This window comes from Paenibacillus anaericanus, from assembly GCF_003994475.1.
GTDB lineage: Bacteria > Bacillota > Bacilli > Paenibacillales > Paenibacillaceae > Fontibacillus > Fontibacillus anaericanus.
In genome coordinates, this window is record NZ_RZNY01000011.1 from 83,558 (window position 1) to 101,394 (window position 17,837).

Sequence of the window (17,837 nt, forward strand, 5' to 3'; positions counted from 1 at the left end):
CCTCCAATTAACCTTTCGTCATAATCCTCACAAATCTTGTTTCTTCTGATAGATGACTTCTTCATAATTAAAAGTCTGATAAATATCTTGGCTGGTGTTGGAAAAGATTGATTCTTTATGACCGAGACACAAGAACCCACCCCCACGGAGACTATCTAGAAATAATTGATGTACACGATTCTGCAAACCTTTGTTGAAATAGATCAGTACATTACGGCATAAGATCACATGAAAAGCTTGGAAAGATCCATCCGTAGCCAAATTGTGTTTTTCAAAAAAAATCGATTCTACCAGTTGCTGCGAAATATAAGCAAAATTCTCATCTGTAGAATAATAGTCTGAAAGATTCCGCCTACCACCTGCCAGTAAATAATTACGGTTATAAACCTTCATTCGCTGTAGAGGGATTTTACCTTGCTTGGCTGTCTCGATAGCTTCCAGACTCATATCTGTTGCATAGATCTTTGCTCGATCTAACAACCCTTCTTCACTTAATAAGATTGCCATGGATAACGCTTCTTCACCCGTAGCACAACCCGCATGCCAAATATAAATTTGTTTGTAATCGAGGAGTTTAGGAACGACTTCTTTACGAAAAGAATGAAAAAATGAAGGATCCCGAAACATCTCTGTTACTTGAATTGAGAAATCACTAAGAATGTCAGTTATGAACTCTGGTTCATGAATAAGTTTGTTTAGTAATAGGGTCAAGGTCGGCAGCCCTTCTTTAGTCATACGCACCTTAAGACGACGATGAATATGATTAAGGCTATAATTTCGAAAGTCATGTCCAGTTAACTTATAGAAAGTCTCCACAAACAGATTCAGTTCGAAACGGTCTGTTTCTGATAGTTCAAGTGAGTCATGACTCTGGGCTGAAGGTTGATTTGGATTATCGGCCGTCATGATTTACTCAACCATACACGCATTATAGTAAACAGTTGTTCAAGATTTAATGGTTTACTAATAAAGTCCGAAGCTCCAGCTTCTAGACTTTCCATGCGATCCTGAATCATCGCTTTTGCAGTAACAGAAATGATAGGCAGTTCTGTTCGAACATTGCGAATAATTTTTATTGCATCTAATCCGTTCATTCCCGGCATCATAATATCCATGAGTACAATGTCAAAGTCCTGTTTATGAATCAAATCAATAGCCTGCTGTCCAGTGTGAGCTGTAATAACATCCATCCCTTTACTTTTCAATGGCGGGGTTAAGGCAAGTAGATTGCGTTCATCATCATCAACAATAAGTACACGTTTGCCTTTAAATAGAGGCGAATATACTTCAGATTCATAAGAAAGAGGTTGGATGGTCTCTTCTTCAACTTCAGAAGTGAGTTCCTCTTTCGCTGCAGCTACCATATCTAGGTTTACATCAGTTAGAAGATCAAGTTTGCTGTTGTTAATCGGAAGCATTACCGTAAATGTGCTGCCTTCGTTTTCCTTACTATCTACGTAAATGGCACCTCCCAAGAGCTTCACAAGTTGCCGAGATATAGAAAGACCTAACCCAGTTCCCCCATACTCTCGTTCAATCGTTCCATCGGCCTGATGGAAAGCTTCAAAGATGCGCTCCAAATGAGCTGCTGCGATACCAATTCCTGTATCCTTAACTATAAAACAGATCGTCTCTTGTGGAAGATTACTATCCACTTTACACACCGATTTGTCATTCACAGATTTCTGGATTCGAAACTCTACGCTGCCTTTGTTGGTAAACTTAATCGCATTAGAAATCAGATTTTTGAGAATTTGCTGTAATCTGCTTTCATCCGTCACTATGAGATTCGGAAGATCCGGTTCTATAATAATATTGAATTCTAACTGTTTTTTCTCTGCAAGTGAAGCAAAATGCTGGTTCATTATATGTGGAAGCTCCGTTATGTTTACGGGTTCCAGCACAACATTCATCATTCCCGCTTCAACTTTGGAAAGATCCAGAATATCATTGATCAAGTTCAAAAGATCCAGTCCACTCGAATGTATATATTTTGCGTATCCTAGTTCTTCTTCATTCAAATTTCCATTATTATTTTCTTCTAAAAATTGTGAGAACAAGAGCATACTATTCAGCGGAGTTCGGAGTTCGTGCGACATAGTAGCTAGGAATTGAGATTTGTAGTTTGAATTAGATTTAGCTTGCCTTGCATATTGCTCCATCTCAATACGGGAATTTTCAGCTTCTATAGATTTCATCAGGATGTAATGGTTCTGTTCTTCTAATTGGTTATTTACACTTCGTAGCTCTTCGGATTGAGTTTCGAGTTCTTCAGCATGAACCTGAAGCTCTTCATTCAGATGACGAGATTCACTAAACAATTTTTGAATTTCCATATGACTCAATACACTTTGCACAACGGCTCCAAATGGCTCAGCAATTTCTTTGAGAATCATTTTGTCCTTTGTCGTAAATTTATATAAGGAGGCAATTTCCAAGACAGCTAACGTTATACCTTGGAACACAATAGGCATGATATAAATAGAATGGGGAGAAGTCTCTCCTAATGCAGAATCAATCTTTACATAGTCCGACGGAACCGTATCTAACTCAATAATTTTTTTATCCTTTGCGCTTTGCCCTACTAACCCTTCACCTAGCAGGAAGCAGTTCTTACCTATGGAGCCAGTTTCTCCAGCATAGGATGCTGTTTTGATATACATGCATGAATTATGTTGTTCACTCTGGATATATATAGCACCATATTGAAACTCAATAATAGTAGATAACTTTGCAAGGAAACGTTCGGAAAGTTCCACGGAATCTTTAATTTCATGATACATAGTGCTCATATCCCCAACTTGATTCAAAAGAATGCTCTGTTGTTGATGCTCTTCCAGAAGCACATTCGTAGCCTTACCTAGTTCTCCGATCTCATCTTGAGTTTTTATTTGAATTCTTCTACCGGAATTTCCTCCTCCGCTAATTGCGATTTCTTGTATAGCAGTCATAATGTCCTTAATTGCTCTTACAATCGTCTTGGAAGTTACATAAGCACTGATTAACGATAAAACAATGAGCAGGAAGCCAACCACATATAAATAAGTAACAAGCATTTTGTTATTCTGATTTTGTGCTGAGATTCGAGCTGAGGATAACTCATTTTCGATATCTCGGAAGCTGCCCACTTGAGCACGGATATTATCAATTTGCTTAATGCCTACATTCTCATTAAAAGACTCGGCGATCAGTTGCTCAAGATTTGCTCTTTTGAGTTCAATTATGGGGTCACCATTTGTTGTTATCCATTTAGCAATATGACTGTGTATAGACTTAAGATTTTGAATTTGCTTTGGATTGTCAGCTACTTCGTCCAATAACAAGTTATATGTATCTTCCCAGTTCAACCTCGCTTGTGTATATGGTTCCAGATAAATATTATTACCTGTAATTACAAATCCACGTTGTCCTGTCTCCATATTAATGACATGCGCTTCAAGTTTGTTCGTCAGGTCGGAGATATCCCGATCATGTTGGGTAATCATTTTGATCTCAGCTTGCATAGCGGAGATTCTGTAATGTATCATCCCAATTGAAGCAATTAAGAAAATGATTACTATAAGATACCCCACCAATATTTTCATCTGTAAATTCCATTTTATCTTTAGCACGAAAGTTCCCTCACATTCATTAATAATATAGCAAGAAAAGATAGAATAGATTAATGCTTTCTATATATTAACAGTTATATCTAGATTTCAAAATAGCTACTTTGCAGTTGTAAAAAAACTCCCTACTCGGTTGTTATACCGATGTAAGGGAGTTCTTTGGTGTTCACTAACCATTGCAACATAAGATATGAATTATTTCACCAACCACAATGCAGGAACGTTTGAGGGTTCCCAACCAAGCAGGGAAGTATGCGGTTGGCGGCAAACGTAGGTTTTGCCAGCATAAGTTACTTCGTCGTTGACTTTGTAACTGACATTAGGAGCCCAGGCTTGCGCGCCACCTTGTGCATCGGTTGTAACACTGATATTTACACCGGACGAAACATTACCAGCAGCATCCTTGGCTTTGACTGTGAACTGGTAGCTTGTATTTGCTGTCAGCCCGCTAATTGATGCGGTAGTTCCAGTCACATTGACGGTATTCGTTCCATAAGTAACTGTATAACCTGTAACGGCAACATTATCTGTAGAAGCAGTCCAGCTCAAGCTGACGCTAGTTGAAGATTTGGAATCTGCTACTACATTCGTAGGAGCCGTTGGTGCTTGCGTGTCAGGAACTGGCGGACTCAGGGCATCCAAATAAGCGCGGTGGCTGTTAGAAAATTCAAAGTTGTTGAACTTATCCCAGTTGATGGACCATGTCATCACACCACGTAAATCAGGGTAACCGGTTGTACTACCGCGCGTTGTGTAGCTGGACAACTGTACACCTTTGATCAGGGCATCGAGTGCTTTTTGCACTTCGGCTACAGATGTGAAGCCACCCCCTGCATTAACATTGGCTGGTAAACCGAGCACCACTTGATCCGGACGAAGTGCAGGAAAGAAACTGTTAGAATTTTTAGCAACTGGGAAGCCAGTTAATAGCATATCTACCATAGCGACGTGGAAATCAGCAGTGCCCATATTATGGTATTGATCGTCAAGTCCTGTGATCGGACCGGAGTTATAATTCTGTACCTGTAGCCAATCGAGAATATCTCTTGTCGCATAGATGACAGGTAGATATGCACCTGCGCGGTTATCACAGCTGATGCAGCTACCACCATAAAATGAATAGCCGAGCTGTACGAAGAAAGTTTCCGGCGCCATCGTCAGGTAGAACTTATCCGTACCAAAGTGATCGTTAATCGTACGTAGTGCCGAGATTAGGTTGACGATGACCGGCGTAGTCGGGTTTTTGAAGTCACTATCCCCTGAATTCAAGAAAAGCGAGTGCCCTTCAAAGTCAACATCCAGACCATCAAAGCCATATTTCTCAATGATTGCTGTTACGGAGTTTACGAAATTATCGCGGGCTGTCGTGCTAGCAAGTTGAACTTGACCGTTCGCACCGCCGATGGATATAATAACTTTTTTTCCTTGGTTTTGCAGGTAAGCAACGTCTGATTTAAAGTCAGCGTCGGTGTATGTGTAAGGGGTGAACCCGATAGTTCCATTGGAAACACCGGATATAGGTTCAGCGAATGATACGTTGATGACATCGAACTTAGTGGAGACGTCGCGTAGCTTGATGAACCCTGAGCCGTTATCGAAATTGTGCCAGTAACCTACAATGGTCTTACTGGATACAGCAGCATGAGCTTTCGGTATGCTATTCGCCAGAAACTGAGGGAGTGACAGAATCAGAACTGCAATCAAAATGATAATCCATGGCTTGCGGAACGCAACACGGTTGACGATCATTCCTGATTTTCCTCCTTTAATAAAGAAAGGATAGCGTTTACAAAAATCTTTGTTTCTTGGCTGGTGCTACGCGGCTCCCCCCTTCTTCACTTTCTTGATTACCTGGTGAGTTGACGGACACGTCTTTCATACTTAGATCGTTTTTCTTACACCTTCATTATCAAGAAAAGGTGATCCGCGCATAAGGGATAAAATATTATAAATAGGGATATATTCCTCTAATATTGATTACCATAAAAAATGCACCTTCTAGAATTTCATCGGTTTGCCTCATAGGTTTCTCCAATGTCTATTCTAAAAGGTGCACTATTAATTGACATTAATATCGAAATCTTGATTGAGTGATACTTAAATTTGTAAGCAATGCCCATCACCCACTGCAGTTACAACCGAGCCGAGCATCATCTATGATGTTAGAGTCCTTCTGCCAGAATTCTTTTCAAAAACATACCCGTATATGAGTTTGGAACTTCCGCTACCTGTTCTGGGGTTCCTTCAGCTACAAGTTGGCCTCCAGATGCGCCCCCTTCTGGGCCGATATCGATCACCCAGTCGGATTCACGAATGAGTTCCAGGCTGTGCTCGACAACGACAACGGTATTACCCGAATCGACCAGCTTATTCAGTAAAGTATGCAGCTGTTTGATGTCAGTCGGATGAAGGCCAGTTGTTGGCTCATCTAATAAATAAAGCGTATGGTTTTTGGTCGGTTTACTCAGCTCTTTCGCCAGCCTAATACGCTGTCCTTCACCTCCGGATAAGGTTTTGACCGATTGACCCCATTTAAGATAACCTAGCCCGACCTCACAAAGCATCTCAACGAGGCCCGCAATCTTGTTCTCCATCTTGAAGATCGGCAGACTTTCCTCCACCGACATATTCAGAAAATCCGAGATAGAGTAGCCTTCATACTTCACCTTTAAAACCTCATCAGTAAACCGTCTACCCTTGCAGTCATGGCACTTTACTTCTAGATCGGGCAAAAAATTCATGTCTAATGACAAAACACCCAGCCCCTGACATGTTTCACAGCGCCCACCTGGTGTGTTAAAGGAGAAATGTTTCGATGTCAAATTTCTAGCCTTGGACTCAGGTAATCCGGCGAACAGATTGCGCAGATGTGTAAATACATCGGTATAGGTTGCGACATTAGAGCGCTGGATTCTCCCCATGGGTGATTGGTCAAAGATCACTATATTCCCGATATGCTGAAGTCCCGCAATCTCCTTACATCCCTCTTGCTCATGTGTTTCCGCGTTCCCTTGCGCAAGAATATCAAAGACAAGTGTTGATTTACCTGAGCCGGAAACTCCTGTTACTGACACAAGACAGCCAAGTGGAAAGGAAACTATCGGGATATCAACATTACGAGCTTGTGCCTGCCGGATCGTGATCTGCTGCCCGTTCCCCTTTCTACGGACATGCGTTGGTTTCGAGAGACGCTCTTCTCTCAAATAGGCTCCAGTAACCGAAAGCTCGCTCTCCATCAAATCCTCAAGGCTACCTTCGCCCACAACAGTCCCTCCGTGCAATCCGGCACCTGGACCGATATCAATAATATGATCGGCTGCGCGCATCATCTCATTATCGTGCTCGATAACAAGGACGGTGTTGCCCAAATCTCGCAACTGTTGAAGCACCCGAATAAGACCGACCGTATCCCGTGGATGAAGACCCGTCGTCGGTTCATCCAAGATATACAGTACACCGGTCAGGCCTGAACCAAGCAGTGAAGCGAGCCTTAGCCGCTGTGTTTCACCACCGGACAATGTTACCGTCTGCCGGTTCATAGACAGATAACCAAGTCCAACATCCATAATCCGTTTTAACCTTGTAGGCATCTCTTCAAGGATCGGCTGTAGTAAGTGAAGACCTTCGGTAGGGAGTGCTGCCTGCAAACCTTGCGTCCACTCGAATAAATCACTGAGCGACCATTCCAGTACTTCTGAGATGGTTGCACCAGCAACTTGTACAAGTCGAACTTCCTTCTTCAACCTAGCGCCAAGACATTCGGGGCAAAGCTGTTGATGAAAGAAGCCTCCTTCTTTCTCCTGAGTTCCTGCCTCCCCCTCTTTCTCTTTGTAACGCCGCCATAAACCTGGAATGACACCTTCAAACTTAGTTCCCTGAACCGGCTTTACATCAGGATAATGGCGCTTGAATGCCTCACTTTCGACACCATAGTATAGTAGATCTCGTTGAACCTCACCTAAATCCTTCAATGGCTGATCTGGGTCAAAGTCACAACCGAAATGTTTACCGGCAGCCACCAAGATACGAATCTGAATATCGCGATGAACGCGTTCAATGAGGCAACACCACCGTCACGTATGCTGAGCTCAGGATTGAATACTGCAGCTTCGTTAATAGTCGCCACATGCCCAAGCCCACTACATGCTTCGCAAGCCCCTTCTGGCTTGTTGAAGGAAAAGTGCGCCATATCAAATTTCTCAAGCTCTAATTTACAATGTGGACAGGATACCGTCTGACGCTCTAGATATTCATCTTCCTCTGAAAGCGCACCATGGGGCTCAAAAGAAGGCGGAATCCTTCCGCTACACGACGGGCAAATCCGCTCGCCCAATCTGGCAAAGATAAAACGGACAAATGTATAAATATCTGTCACGGTCCCAACCGTCGAGCGCGGATTACGATTAGTGACATGCTGCCCAACGCTAATAGACGGGGATAATCCTTCAATAGAATCGACCTTGGGTTTCCCAATGGTATCCGCCGCCATTCTCATCGAATCCATATATTGTCTCTGGCATTCCCGTTGAAGTGTATCCATAGCCAGCGTTGACTTGCCAGAACCCGACGGTCCTGTCAGGACAACTAGTTTGTATTTAGGAATTGATAGTGAGATATTCTTTAGATTGTTCTCCCGCGCTCCTTTAATAACTATGGCTTCTTTCACAAAAAAACCTCCTTATAACATATCCTTTTGCAATTTATTAATGAATTCGATAGAATAAACTTTATTAATTACTCGTTGATCAAATATCTTTATTATCTAATATCTCGACCGTCAAGATATTCACATTTTAAGAGGAGGTATTCCCTTTGTCAAGCGAACAAACAGGTCAAACTATGGATCCACAGGAACGTTTCACCACACTCATGCGTGGACTGGGAACCCGAACGATATTGTATCAGCAAAATGTAGCTTCCTCTCTCGGGCTATACAATAATGATTTTATATCCGTGGATCTCTTATACGAAAAAGGTCCTATCACCGCTGGGGAGCTATCCAAATTAACTGGACTAGCTACGGGTAGTATTACCGCATTAGTGGATCGACTTGAAAAAATCGGTTATGTTCGTCGGCAGAACGACCCCACTGACCGTCGTAGAGTGATTATAGTACCAGAATATGAGTCTAAAGAAGAGATCAAAAATACGTATGAGCCGCTTAACAAAGCAATGCTTGATCTCATTTCCTCTTATACGGCTGAAGAGCTTGATCTCATTACTCAATTTTTGGGCAAAGCATGTACGGTCTTAGATGAGCAAATTCATGATCTCAGTACAACTACACGCAATAAATCTAATTCTTAAACCTTATCTACAAACTTAAAGGACGGTATCCTAAGAGTCGATTGACTTCGGGATACCGTCCTTTTTATGCATAGTTATAATTAACGTTCCTCTTCCCGGTCCTAATAAGGGAAATCGGTCCAGTCAATTTGTGTGGTCGTGCCTTCCATCCAATCGCCACGAAGAATCGCATATCCTATGGAGTCATGGATCCTTCCATCCTCTGAAGGCCAAGATTGACGGTGCACGGCTTCTTTCACAAAACCAGCGTTATGAAACGTCTTGCGCATGGCAAAGTTGTCGGCGCGTGTATTGCCTTCGATACGGATTTTGTCATCGTAATTCGTGAAAATATACTCAACTAGCTTTTTAACAGCTTGTAAGCCGTATCCTTGCCCGCTATGCCGCTCTCCAATTCGAATATCAAACAACGGCGTTGGATCTTCTAGATCGTAGACCCGAAGCAAGCCGACCTTATCCGAGTCATCTTTGATGATCCAGAACGTCTTATGTTCGGTACCTGAATCATATCGTCCATTCTCGATCTGTTCGCGCGCGGTAGTTTCCGTTATTGTCGCGGTTCCATGGAACGGCCACACCTGTCCTGTCAGGAACGCGATCAAATCAACGGTTTCGTCCACATATGGTTGTAAGCTTATCGTCATGCCAAACCCTCCAACTTTCACTTATTGAATATACTTATCACTTACCAGATCTCCAGCAATCGCCTCAGTTGGAATGACAAACTCTACGGATCCCATATAACCTGGGGCAACATCATACTTATTGAACACGATCACGAGTTTGCCATCGCTATTGATATAGAAGCTTTGATCTTCTGCAATCGTCTTAAATTCCTCGGTCGGCGGAACATCATCGTCGGTCTCCGAGAGCCAGTAAACTTTGTCCGGATCTGCTTTCATCTGTGCCTTCATTTGCTCTTTAATATTGTCGCTGATCCGCTCGATATATTGATTGTCTTTAAATAGCATAGGTAGAGTAATGAGGATCTGGTTCTTCTTATCAATCGTATCAAATGTAACTACCATGGACGATGAGCCTACAGTTTCAACAACATATCTGCCGATGGAGAAAATACGGTCATTGTCAGTTTTTACTTCATAATCAGTATCCAGGCCTAAATGACCTCCACCTTGTTTCTTCAAATCATTCATTTCTGCCTGAAACTTGTCGTAGAGTGCCTTGTTTTCGCTCAAGTACTTATTGTTTAATCCAAGTTCAAGGGCTTTGTTATCCATATTTGTAATAGCGGGAATCTTAATATTAGCATCATAATTTGGTTCCTCTACAATGTATTCTCTGAAAGTTAGTACTTTGATGATCCGGTCCACTCCCGGAATAGAGGACAATGCGTTCGCCACTGATGTACTGGCATTGATTGCAATTAGGAAAATAAGGGCCGCCGTACCGGCGCTAGCAAACCATTTATACTTTGTTCTCTTATTTCTATTTCGCTTAAGGGATTGTTGAATAGACCTACTCACGATCATATCTAGTTCTTCTGGAATAGGTACCTCTTGATACTCTTTCTGTAGCTGTTCTATGTTGTTATTCATTTTACGTTATCTCCTTTGAGGTGTCATCTTTCATTCTTACTCGCAATAACTGAAGTGCTTGATACAACCTAGTTTTTATCGTATTTACGTTCTCGTTAAGCACCTCTGCTACTTCCTCAATCTTCAAATCTTCAAAATATCTGAGCACGATCACACTTCGGTATTTCACCGGCAAATCTTCGAGTGTCCTTTTTAAATCCATATCCGAGTACACATCCTCTGTTCCCGGACTATAGGTTTCAATCATCTCATGGTCCATCGTGTCGACCTTCTTATTTCTGCGCAAAAAATCAAGTGATGTGTTTACGACAATTCGGTAAAACCAGCTTTTCATAGCAGCAGGATTCTTTAGTAGTTCTATATGAGTCATAGCTTTATAAATGGAGTCCTGTACGATATCTAGCGCATCGTCTTTATTCCTGACATAGCTGTATGCGAGTCGGTATACATTTTCTTTATTTTCGGTGATACAGCGCGTTAGTAAATTCTCTGTTTTCCTATTCAACATGTTCGACAATCCTTCTCTATATAATCTTTGATGTTGTAACAGGTGTAAGACGTATGGTGGGCATGAAAAAGTTTTGTGAACTATAAAAAAGTTATGGTTTCACTTGCTCCATGGCCTTTACAAGAATAGAGGCGTAATACTCGGCACCTTCCCTTTTAAGATGCACGCCATCTTTATAAAAGTAATCGTCCTTCCCCTTACTAGCTGAGTACCAGTCTACTATCGTAGTGTTACTAAATTCACTGGAAACTTTTGCGATATCAGCGTTCACGGTATCCTGCCATTTGCGAGGTACACGAGTATTGATCAGAAGAATCTGCTCTGCATCACGAAGGGAATGAAGTACTTTCCGTAATTGCTTCTTATTAAAAGCTCCGTTGGTTCCTAGCTCAATAATAATTCGGTTTCCAAGTTTTCCTTGTTCTTTAAGTCGGTTAATTATTTCGGGAGCGTGCGACATCTGCCTTCCTACCTTACCGTCAATCACAATGCCCGGAAGCATTTTGTCCAGAAAAGGAGCTGCATCCAAGATGACAGAATCTCCAATAGCTGTAACACCCTTTCCCGATTGAATGTTTGTGTCCGCAGGTTTCTTGTCTGTAGCTTCAGTCGTGTCATGGACTACAGGAAGTGTGGAAGGTTCCTCGGGTTCCTTCTCTTCTTTTATATTTGGTTTTACACTAGGTTCTGCTGTTCCAGCTTGATTTGATATCTCTTTATGTTCATCCTTCACGTTCTGGGGCCCAGTACTTTCAAACACTGGCTCAGATTCTGGCTTGAAAGATAGGAAACTACTACATGCGATGGGAATAAGTATTAACGGAATAACAGCAATGAGGAACACCGGTCGGAAACCACGGCGCCGCGTCGTGATCTTTGTTTGTCTCATCGCTTTGAATGATCCCCGTCGTATTGGTTCCTCCACATACTTGTAGGACAATGCCGCAAGGAGAAAACTAGCAACTAACTGAATTATGATGCGAAGAACATGGACTCCGTCTGTAATTCCGTTTGGACTGGTCAGAATAATGACGGGATAATGCCAAATGTATAAGCTATAAGACCGAACTCCGATCCACCGCAAAGGTTTACAGCCCATAATCCATCCCAAACGACTGGCCGGATGGGCGAGTACCGCAATCACTACCGCAGCTATGAAAGATAATAATACAAACCCTCCGCGGTAAAGTGAATCAGCAAACTCGTTAGTTTGGTAGATTAGTATTATCAATACAAAGAGTCCAAGTCCCCCGAATAGATCCAGTGCAAGGCGTTCAGTTCCAGATACCGTAGTTTGAAGTTTTTGACTTGGCCATAACACGGCCAGGGCCGCGCCAATTAGTAGGGCAAATACGCGGGTATCTGTACCGTAGTAGACTCTACTTGGATCTGTACCTGGTACGTAAATTAAAGCCATGGCTAAAGCCGAGGCAGCTGCAGAAACGAGGATAAGTCCGATGAGTTTACCTCGCCGTGGGGCGAATTTCAACCCTATTAAGAGAAGTAGCGGCCATAGGATATAAAATTGTTCCTCAATCGCAAGCGACCAAAGGTGCCCGATCGGCGAAGGCGGACCAAAGCTCTCGAAGTAAGATACCTTGTGGAATATAAGCCACCAGTTGTTGACATAGAATAGTGAAGAAATGAAGTCTCCCTGTAGCGTGTGTAATCTCGAAGGGTCCACTACTAAGAGCCACAAAGCTACGAATAGCAGCATGCCTATCATGGCTGGCAGCAGCCTGCGTGCTCTACGAATCCAAAAGTCTAGCAGATTAAATCTCCGGTGCTGCTCCCAGTAATTAATAATTTGGTCGGTAATGAGATATCCCGAGATAACAAAAAAGATCCCGACACCTAACAGCCCACCCTGAGCCCATTTTAAATTCAGATGATAAGCGATGACGGCGAACACCGACAAAGCCCTTAGTCCATCCAGTCCTGGCATATAACGCTTACCGCTTGCAGATTGTAAAGGTAAAATACTCTCTCTCATGCGTTGATTTCTGAACATCCTCATGTTGTCATTCATTTTGATTCCGTCCTTACTCTAAATTTGTTGTATATAGGCAGGACGCGGTGAAGACAGCAAAAAGTTCTAAGGATTCCAGTGGAATATTATGTGAAACGAAAAAAGCATCCACGCAGGGATTACTCTGCGGGATGCCATTACTTACTTAGAAATAGTTCAACTTATATAAAAATTAGTGCTGCACTTCAATCTGCAAAATATCAGAAACAAATTGGACAGGCACATACAGCATGTTCTTCTTAAGTGTTGGCGCGGCACCCAACGTTTTGGGAGCCATTTTTGCAAAGAAATAAGAATCCTTACCGAGGGTAACACTCGTCCATTGCGCACCCTTTTTCACTTCTGCTGTTTTGGTCGTCTGGTTCCATTTCAAATCATAACTAAGTTGATTAACCACGTCTCGCAAGGACACCATTGTGATACCATCCGTATTCGTATAATTCGCAACTTTCTTCAAATCAAGCTTGGTGGCGCCTTCCGGTTTGGTCACTGTTGTAGAAATATCCTGCAGGCTGAAACGGAACTCCGGTGAACCCACGTAGCCTGGAGCGATGCTGTATTTAGGGAATACGATAACTAAATCACCTTTTTCAATGTAGAACGTCTGCTCTTCGCTAGTCCCTTTGTACTCTTCAAGGAAATACTTATCAGGATCTTCTTTTAGTTTCGCAAGAATGTCTGCATCGAGCTTCGCTTTATAATTGGCCCCTAGCAAGTCAGGGAGTGTGACGCGTTCTGCTTCAGCTGTATTCTTCACATTATAGGTGTCAATCCGCGGCATACTGGTGCCACCTTCTGACCCTTCAGTTATAATCTCAATCGAAATAACTCCTTTAGGACTACCTGTTCCATCAGACTTGAGGTTATAAGTAATGTAGAGGTCGTATGGATTGAACTCTTGATGATTGGCTTGTGCTTTTTTTGCAGTTTCCGCAGCAGCCTTTTCCCATTGGGCCAAATCCTTTTCAGCATGGGACAAAATGATGTCATTCAGCTCTTCCTGATATTTCGTATCCAGCATGCCAGTCAGTTGCGGCACTTTGATATTCGTGGTTAAGTATTTACTCGATGTTGTAAGTACTTGTTCTTGAATTTTAACGCCGGAAATTGTAGGAGCTACATTTTGTACAGGGGCGGAAATGTTCTGCGCTGTTTGTGAAAATGTCATAGCATGAACGGGTAATGCCACCGCACTCACTCCCATTATTGCTGCACATCCCACTGCACTCATTTTAATTAGATTCATTTTCTTCTGTTTCATTTCTCTTCAGCCTCCATAGCTTTATATTTGTGTCTATCGATCACACTCATCTGCTAGGACGAAGCAGCATAGCTAAAAAGTTTGATTTATATATAGAAATCAAAAAAGCCCGCATACCATCATGCGGGTTTTAGTAGAATTGTCTCCATCATGTGTTTCACATGCTTAATCCATTCCGTGTTCTTTGCGAATTTTGTACAACCCTTGAAGCAGTAGTTCTGATGGATCTCGATTCACCAGGAAATGCGTAAATAATAGATGTAGCGGAAATGCACACACGTTATTGCCTTCCCGTATCACCGGAAATCCTGCTTCGAAGACAGGGCCGTGCTCTTCATTCCAGTCGAGACCCGCATGAACTTGCTCTGGAGCGAATTCTTCTCGAACGGCCTCTATCATTTGCGGAATCAACACTTTGTCGATGAGTGCTTTGGCTTCATCTTCACCTACAGGTGGTTTAGGAAGCGCTTTTCCACCTTTGACCTTCATCAACTCGAAGAAAAATGAAGCCATCCATTCAGCCGGATTACTGCCCGACTGGAATTGTGAAATCAATTCATGTAGAAGAAAACCACATGCATACCCATCATTCGAGTCATCCTTCACATGATAAACAAAGATCGGACCGTATTTATCATGGTTTAACACTAGCGCATCAACTTCGTCAAAGTGCATTTTCAAAGCCGTAAGACCGTTTTGATGAACAGCCTTGATCAGCTCAGTCAATTTTTCATCTGTATTATTTGATTGACTGTTGTTGTCTTCTTCGTTCGTTATCTCATTATTCATCGTTATCCTCACCCGCTTCCATCATATCATTCGAGTATTTGAACAGTCTAGTCCGGCTTAAAACTTGACAAAAGACAAACCTATTTCTAAAATGTTAATTATCTCGATGATCAAGATACTTGAAATATAAGATTCTCGAAACGATGTAATTATAGTGTGATTAGCGTTAACATTCGAATATAAATCGCAGTACAAATTTTAGCTGAAAAGGGTGAATAATAATGGCAGTACTAGTTCTATACGCTACAAAATCAGGAGCAACTGAGCAATGTGCAAAAGTATTATCAGCGGAACTTTCGGATTGTACCCTTTGCAATATCGCTGTAGACAAGCCCGATATTGAATCTTTTGATCAAATTATTTTAGGTGCTGGAGTACGGGATGGAAAAATATACAAACCAATTCGTGATTTTATCAAAAAAAATCAAACCGAGTTGTTAAAAAAGAGTATGGGCTATTATATTTGCAACGAAAAGCCTAAGAAAACGGAAGAAATAATAGAAGACAATATTCCTGTTGATCTAAAAAAAGCAGCGATCTGTATTGAATCATTTGGAGGATATAAGGCCTACGCTGCACCAAAAGAAGGAACAGATCAGTTGAAAGGGATTTTCATAGATAGAATAAAAGTCTTCTCGAAAAGTTTAAATAAGTAACTTCAACAAAAAGCCGCTAATCGCTTGGAAACCCAAGTACTTAGCGGCTTTTATACTTTTATAGTTAAAGACCTAAATCCACTGCTGAGGAGTGGTTATGAATGTTACTTAAGAACCTCTACGGTTCCTTCCTTCATCGTAAAAAATCCATTGTCAACAAAGGCTAAGATTCGACTTACGCTTACTCCAGTTTGATTCGAAAGATCTAGTACAATGGTATCCGGGTGAACCTCAACAATGCGACGTACTTTCTGATACATCTGCTCACAGCTGGGGCACATTTTTATGGTATTTTTTTCGGTTAAGTTTCCACAAAAATCACAAATTTGATAATTTCCCATGTTGTCTCCTTAGGTATGTGTCTCTATGTACCACTTATGTACTATCTATCATGACTACTATGAATCATTATACCTGTATTTAGCAAACACTGCTATATATAGATTCTTTATTCTCACTCGTAAAAACGATACTTTCGCCCGATATTCATTTTAAAATAGCTCTAAGAATAGACTTTGAATTTTGAATCCCCTATAATATTAAAGGATAATTCAACAAAAATACGAACATTAAGGTGTAATTTATGACAAAATATACGCAAGTATTCTTAGGAACTGCTTTTTCCTCTAAGACGCCTAAAGAAGTACAAATTCTAAGAGATTATCTTTTCTGTGTGAATGCGGACGGTATGATCGAACAAACCGTTGCTCCAGAAGATGCTGAGTATCAAACGTTACTTGATGCTTACCAAGGGAAAGAGAACTTTCATCGTTTAGCCGAAGGTCAGTATATCTTGCCTGGATTTGTGGATTTGCATGTTCATGCACCGCAATGGGCTCAATCTGGAACAGCTTTGGATATTCCGCTCCATGATTGGTTGAACACATACACGTTTCCAGTAGAATCGAAATTTTCTGATTTGAATTTTGCCCAAGATGTCTATCAAGATGTCGTAAGCACCCTGCTCGCAAATGGAACCACAACTGTACTTTATTTCGCAACCGTGCATAAAGAAGCAAGTATATTGCTAGCCAAAATTTGTGCTGAAAAGGGACAACGCGGTTTGGTTGGGAAAGTAGTTATGGATCATCAGGACAACAACCCTGAATACTATCGTGACCAAGATACTGAGACTGCATTAGCGGATACAGAGGAATTTATTATCGCGATCAAGGAGCTAGCGAAGTCAACGAAACAAGGGGTCTATCCTGTCGTCACTCCGCGTTTTATTCCAAGCTGTACCGATGAAGCATTACAAGGTCTAGGAGAATTAGCTACAAAGTACGATACTTACGTACAATCTCACTGTAGTGAAAGCGATTGGGAGCATGGCTACGTACAAGAACGTTACAATAAGAACGATGCGTTTGCTTTAAACGATTTTGGTCTCTTACGTGATAAGTCCGTTATGGCGCATTGCAATTTCATTAATGATGCTGATGCCGATCTATTCGCCGAAACGGGTACTGCGGTTTGCCATTGTCCCATCTCCAATGCTTATTTTGCTAATAGCGTAATTCCTATCGCACATCTACATGCTAAAAATGTTGAAATTGGTTTAGGATCCGATATCTCTGGTGGTTTCTCACCGAGCCTCTACGATAATGCCAGACAAGCAGTCATCTCCTCCAGAATGCTGGAAGACGGTGTGAATACGAATCTTCCTGCTGAAGAACGTGGTGTTCCAAATTCACGTATCACCATTAACGAAGCGTTCTATCTCGCAACAGCCGGAGGCGGTGAAAGTCTTAGCTTACCGATCGGCCGCTTAGAAGCGAGCTACGCATGGGATATACAAATCATTGATACGAAATTAGCTTCTGCAAAACTGCCTATTTACCAGGCCAATGAAGACTTACTTGATGTCTTCCAGAAGATCATGTATCTTGCCCGTCCTGAGAACATTCGCGAAGTTTGGGTACAGGGTGAGAAAGTTCATTCTCGTATGTCTTAACATCAATCAATATGACCTTTATTAGGCCTTCAAGAGGTGACTTCTGAATCAGGAGTCATCTTTTTTTGTTCGATAGTTCGGTTCAAACACAAATGACCCGTAAGAGGGGTACTTTTTTCAAAGTTTCCATCTTACGGGTCACAGTTCAGGATAGCGATCTAGGCTTTCT

At 41.8% G+C, this 17,837-nt stretch carries 13 protein-coding genes and 1 pseudogene; 3 read left to right on the forward strand and 11 right to left on the reverse strand.

Annotation, left to right across the window (positions count from 1 at the left end; genetic code table 11):
- Positions 1-27: 27 nt before the first annotated feature.
- The 4 genes and pseudogenes from EJP82_RS14405 to uvrA form a co-directional block, all read right to left on the reverse strand.
- A complete protein-coding gene (locus EJP82_RS14405) occupies positions 28-906 on the reverse strand; it encodes a CheR family methyltransferase (protein WP_127192766.1) in 879 nt (292 codons plus the stop codon).
- Positions 903-3,611 carry a response regulator gene (locus EJP82_RS14410; RefSeq protein WP_127192767.1) on the reverse strand — a complete coding sequence of 903 codons (2,709 nt, stop codon included), beginning with the start codon at positions 3,609-3,611 and terminating at the stop codon, positions 903-905. Before EJP82_RS14410 ends, EJP82_RS14405 begins: the two co-directional genes overlap by 4 nt.
- A 192-nt stretch (positions 3,612-3,803) precedes the next feature.
- A complete protein-coding gene (locus tag EJP82_RS14415; protein ID WP_127192768.1) occupies positions 3,804-5,357 on the reverse strand; it encodes a carbohydrate-binding protein in 1,554 nt (517 codons plus the stop codon).
- Positions 5,358-5,770: 413 nt separating this feature from the next.
- A pseudogene (gene uvrA, locus EJP82_RS14420) lies at positions 5,771-8,274 on the reverse strand (excinuclease ABC subunit UvrA).
- A gap of 173 nt (positions 8,275-8,447) precedes the next feature.
- On the opposite strand from uvrA, the gene EJP82_RS14425 reads away from it, so the two are divergent.
- Positions 8,448-8,915, forward strand: a complete 468-nt coding sequence (locus tag EJP82_RS14425) for a MarR family winged helix-turn-helix transcriptional regulator (protein WP_170220196.1) — start codon at positions 8,448-8,450, stop codon at positions 8,913-8,915.
- A 101-nt stretch (positions 8,916-9,016) separates the two neighbouring features.
- Here EJP82_RS14425 and EJP82_RS14430 read toward each other — a convergent pair whose 3' ends face one another.
- The 6 genes from EJP82_RS14430 to EJP82_RS14455 form a co-directional block, all read right to left on the reverse strand.
- Positions 9,017-9,559: a GNAT family N-acetyltransferase gene (locus EJP82_RS14430; protein ID WP_127192770.1), complete on the reverse strand. Its 543-nt coding sequence runs from the start codon at positions 9,557-9,559 to the stop codon at positions 9,017-9,019.
- A 21-nt stretch (positions 9,560-9,580) separates the two neighbouring features.
- Positions 9,581-10,471: an anti-sigma-V factor RsiV gene (gene rsiV, locus EJP82_RS14435; protein ID WP_127192771.1), complete on the reverse strand. Its 891-nt coding sequence runs from the start codon at positions 10,469-10,471 to the stop codon at positions 9,581-9,583.
- 1 nt (position 10,472) lies between these two features.
- Positions 10,473-10,979: an RNA polymerase sigma factor SigV gene (locus tag EJP82_RS14440; RefSeq protein ID WP_127192772.1), complete on the reverse strand. Its 507-nt coding sequence runs from the start codon at positions 10,977-10,979 to the stop codon at positions 10,473-10,475.
- Between the two features lie 91 nt (positions 10,980-11,070).
- On the reverse strand, positions 11,071-13,008 hold the full coding sequence (locus EJP82_RS14445; protein ID WP_425464345.1) for an acyltransferase family protein: 1,938 nt from the start codon (positions 13,006-13,008) through the stop codon (positions 11,071-11,073).
- A 172-nt stretch (positions 13,009-13,180) separates the two neighbouring features.
- Positions 13,181-14,269: a stalk domain-containing protein gene (locus EJP82_RS14450; protein ID WP_127192773.1), complete on the reverse strand. Its 1,089-nt coding sequence runs from the start codon at positions 14,267-14,269 to the stop codon at positions 13,181-13,183.
- Between the two features lie 165 nt (positions 14,270-14,434).
- On the reverse strand, positions 14,435-15,058 hold the full coding sequence (locus tag EJP82_RS14455; protein WP_127192774.1) for a hypothetical protein: 624 nt from the start codon (positions 15,056-15,058) through the stop codon (positions 14,435-14,437).
- A gap of 221 nt (positions 15,059-15,279) precedes the next feature.
- Here EJP82_RS14455 and EJP82_RS14460 point away from each other — a divergent pair, with 221 nt between their 5' ends.
- A complete protein-coding gene (locus EJP82_RS14460) occupies positions 15,280-15,714 on the forward strand; it encodes a flavodoxin domain-containing protein (RefSeq protein WP_127192775.1) in 435 nt (144 codons plus the stop codon).
- A 104-nt stretch (positions 15,715-15,818) separates the two neighbouring features.
- On the opposite strand, the gene EJP82_RS14465 is transcribed toward EJP82_RS14460, so the two are convergent.
- Positions 15,819-16,055, reverse strand: a complete 237-nt coding sequence (locus EJP82_RS14465) for a hypothetical protein (RefSeq protein ID WP_127192776.1) — start codon at positions 16,053-16,055, stop codon at positions 15,819-15,821.
- Between the two features lie 242 nt (positions 16,056-16,297).
- Between EJP82_RS14465 and guaD the strand changes: the two genes are divergently transcribed.
- A complete protein-coding gene (gene guaD / locus EJP82_RS14470) occupies positions 16,298-17,668 on the forward strand; it encodes a guanine deaminase (RefSeq protein ID WP_127192777.1) in 1,371 nt (456 codons plus the stop codon).
- Positions 17,669-17,837: the final 169 nt, after the last annotated feature.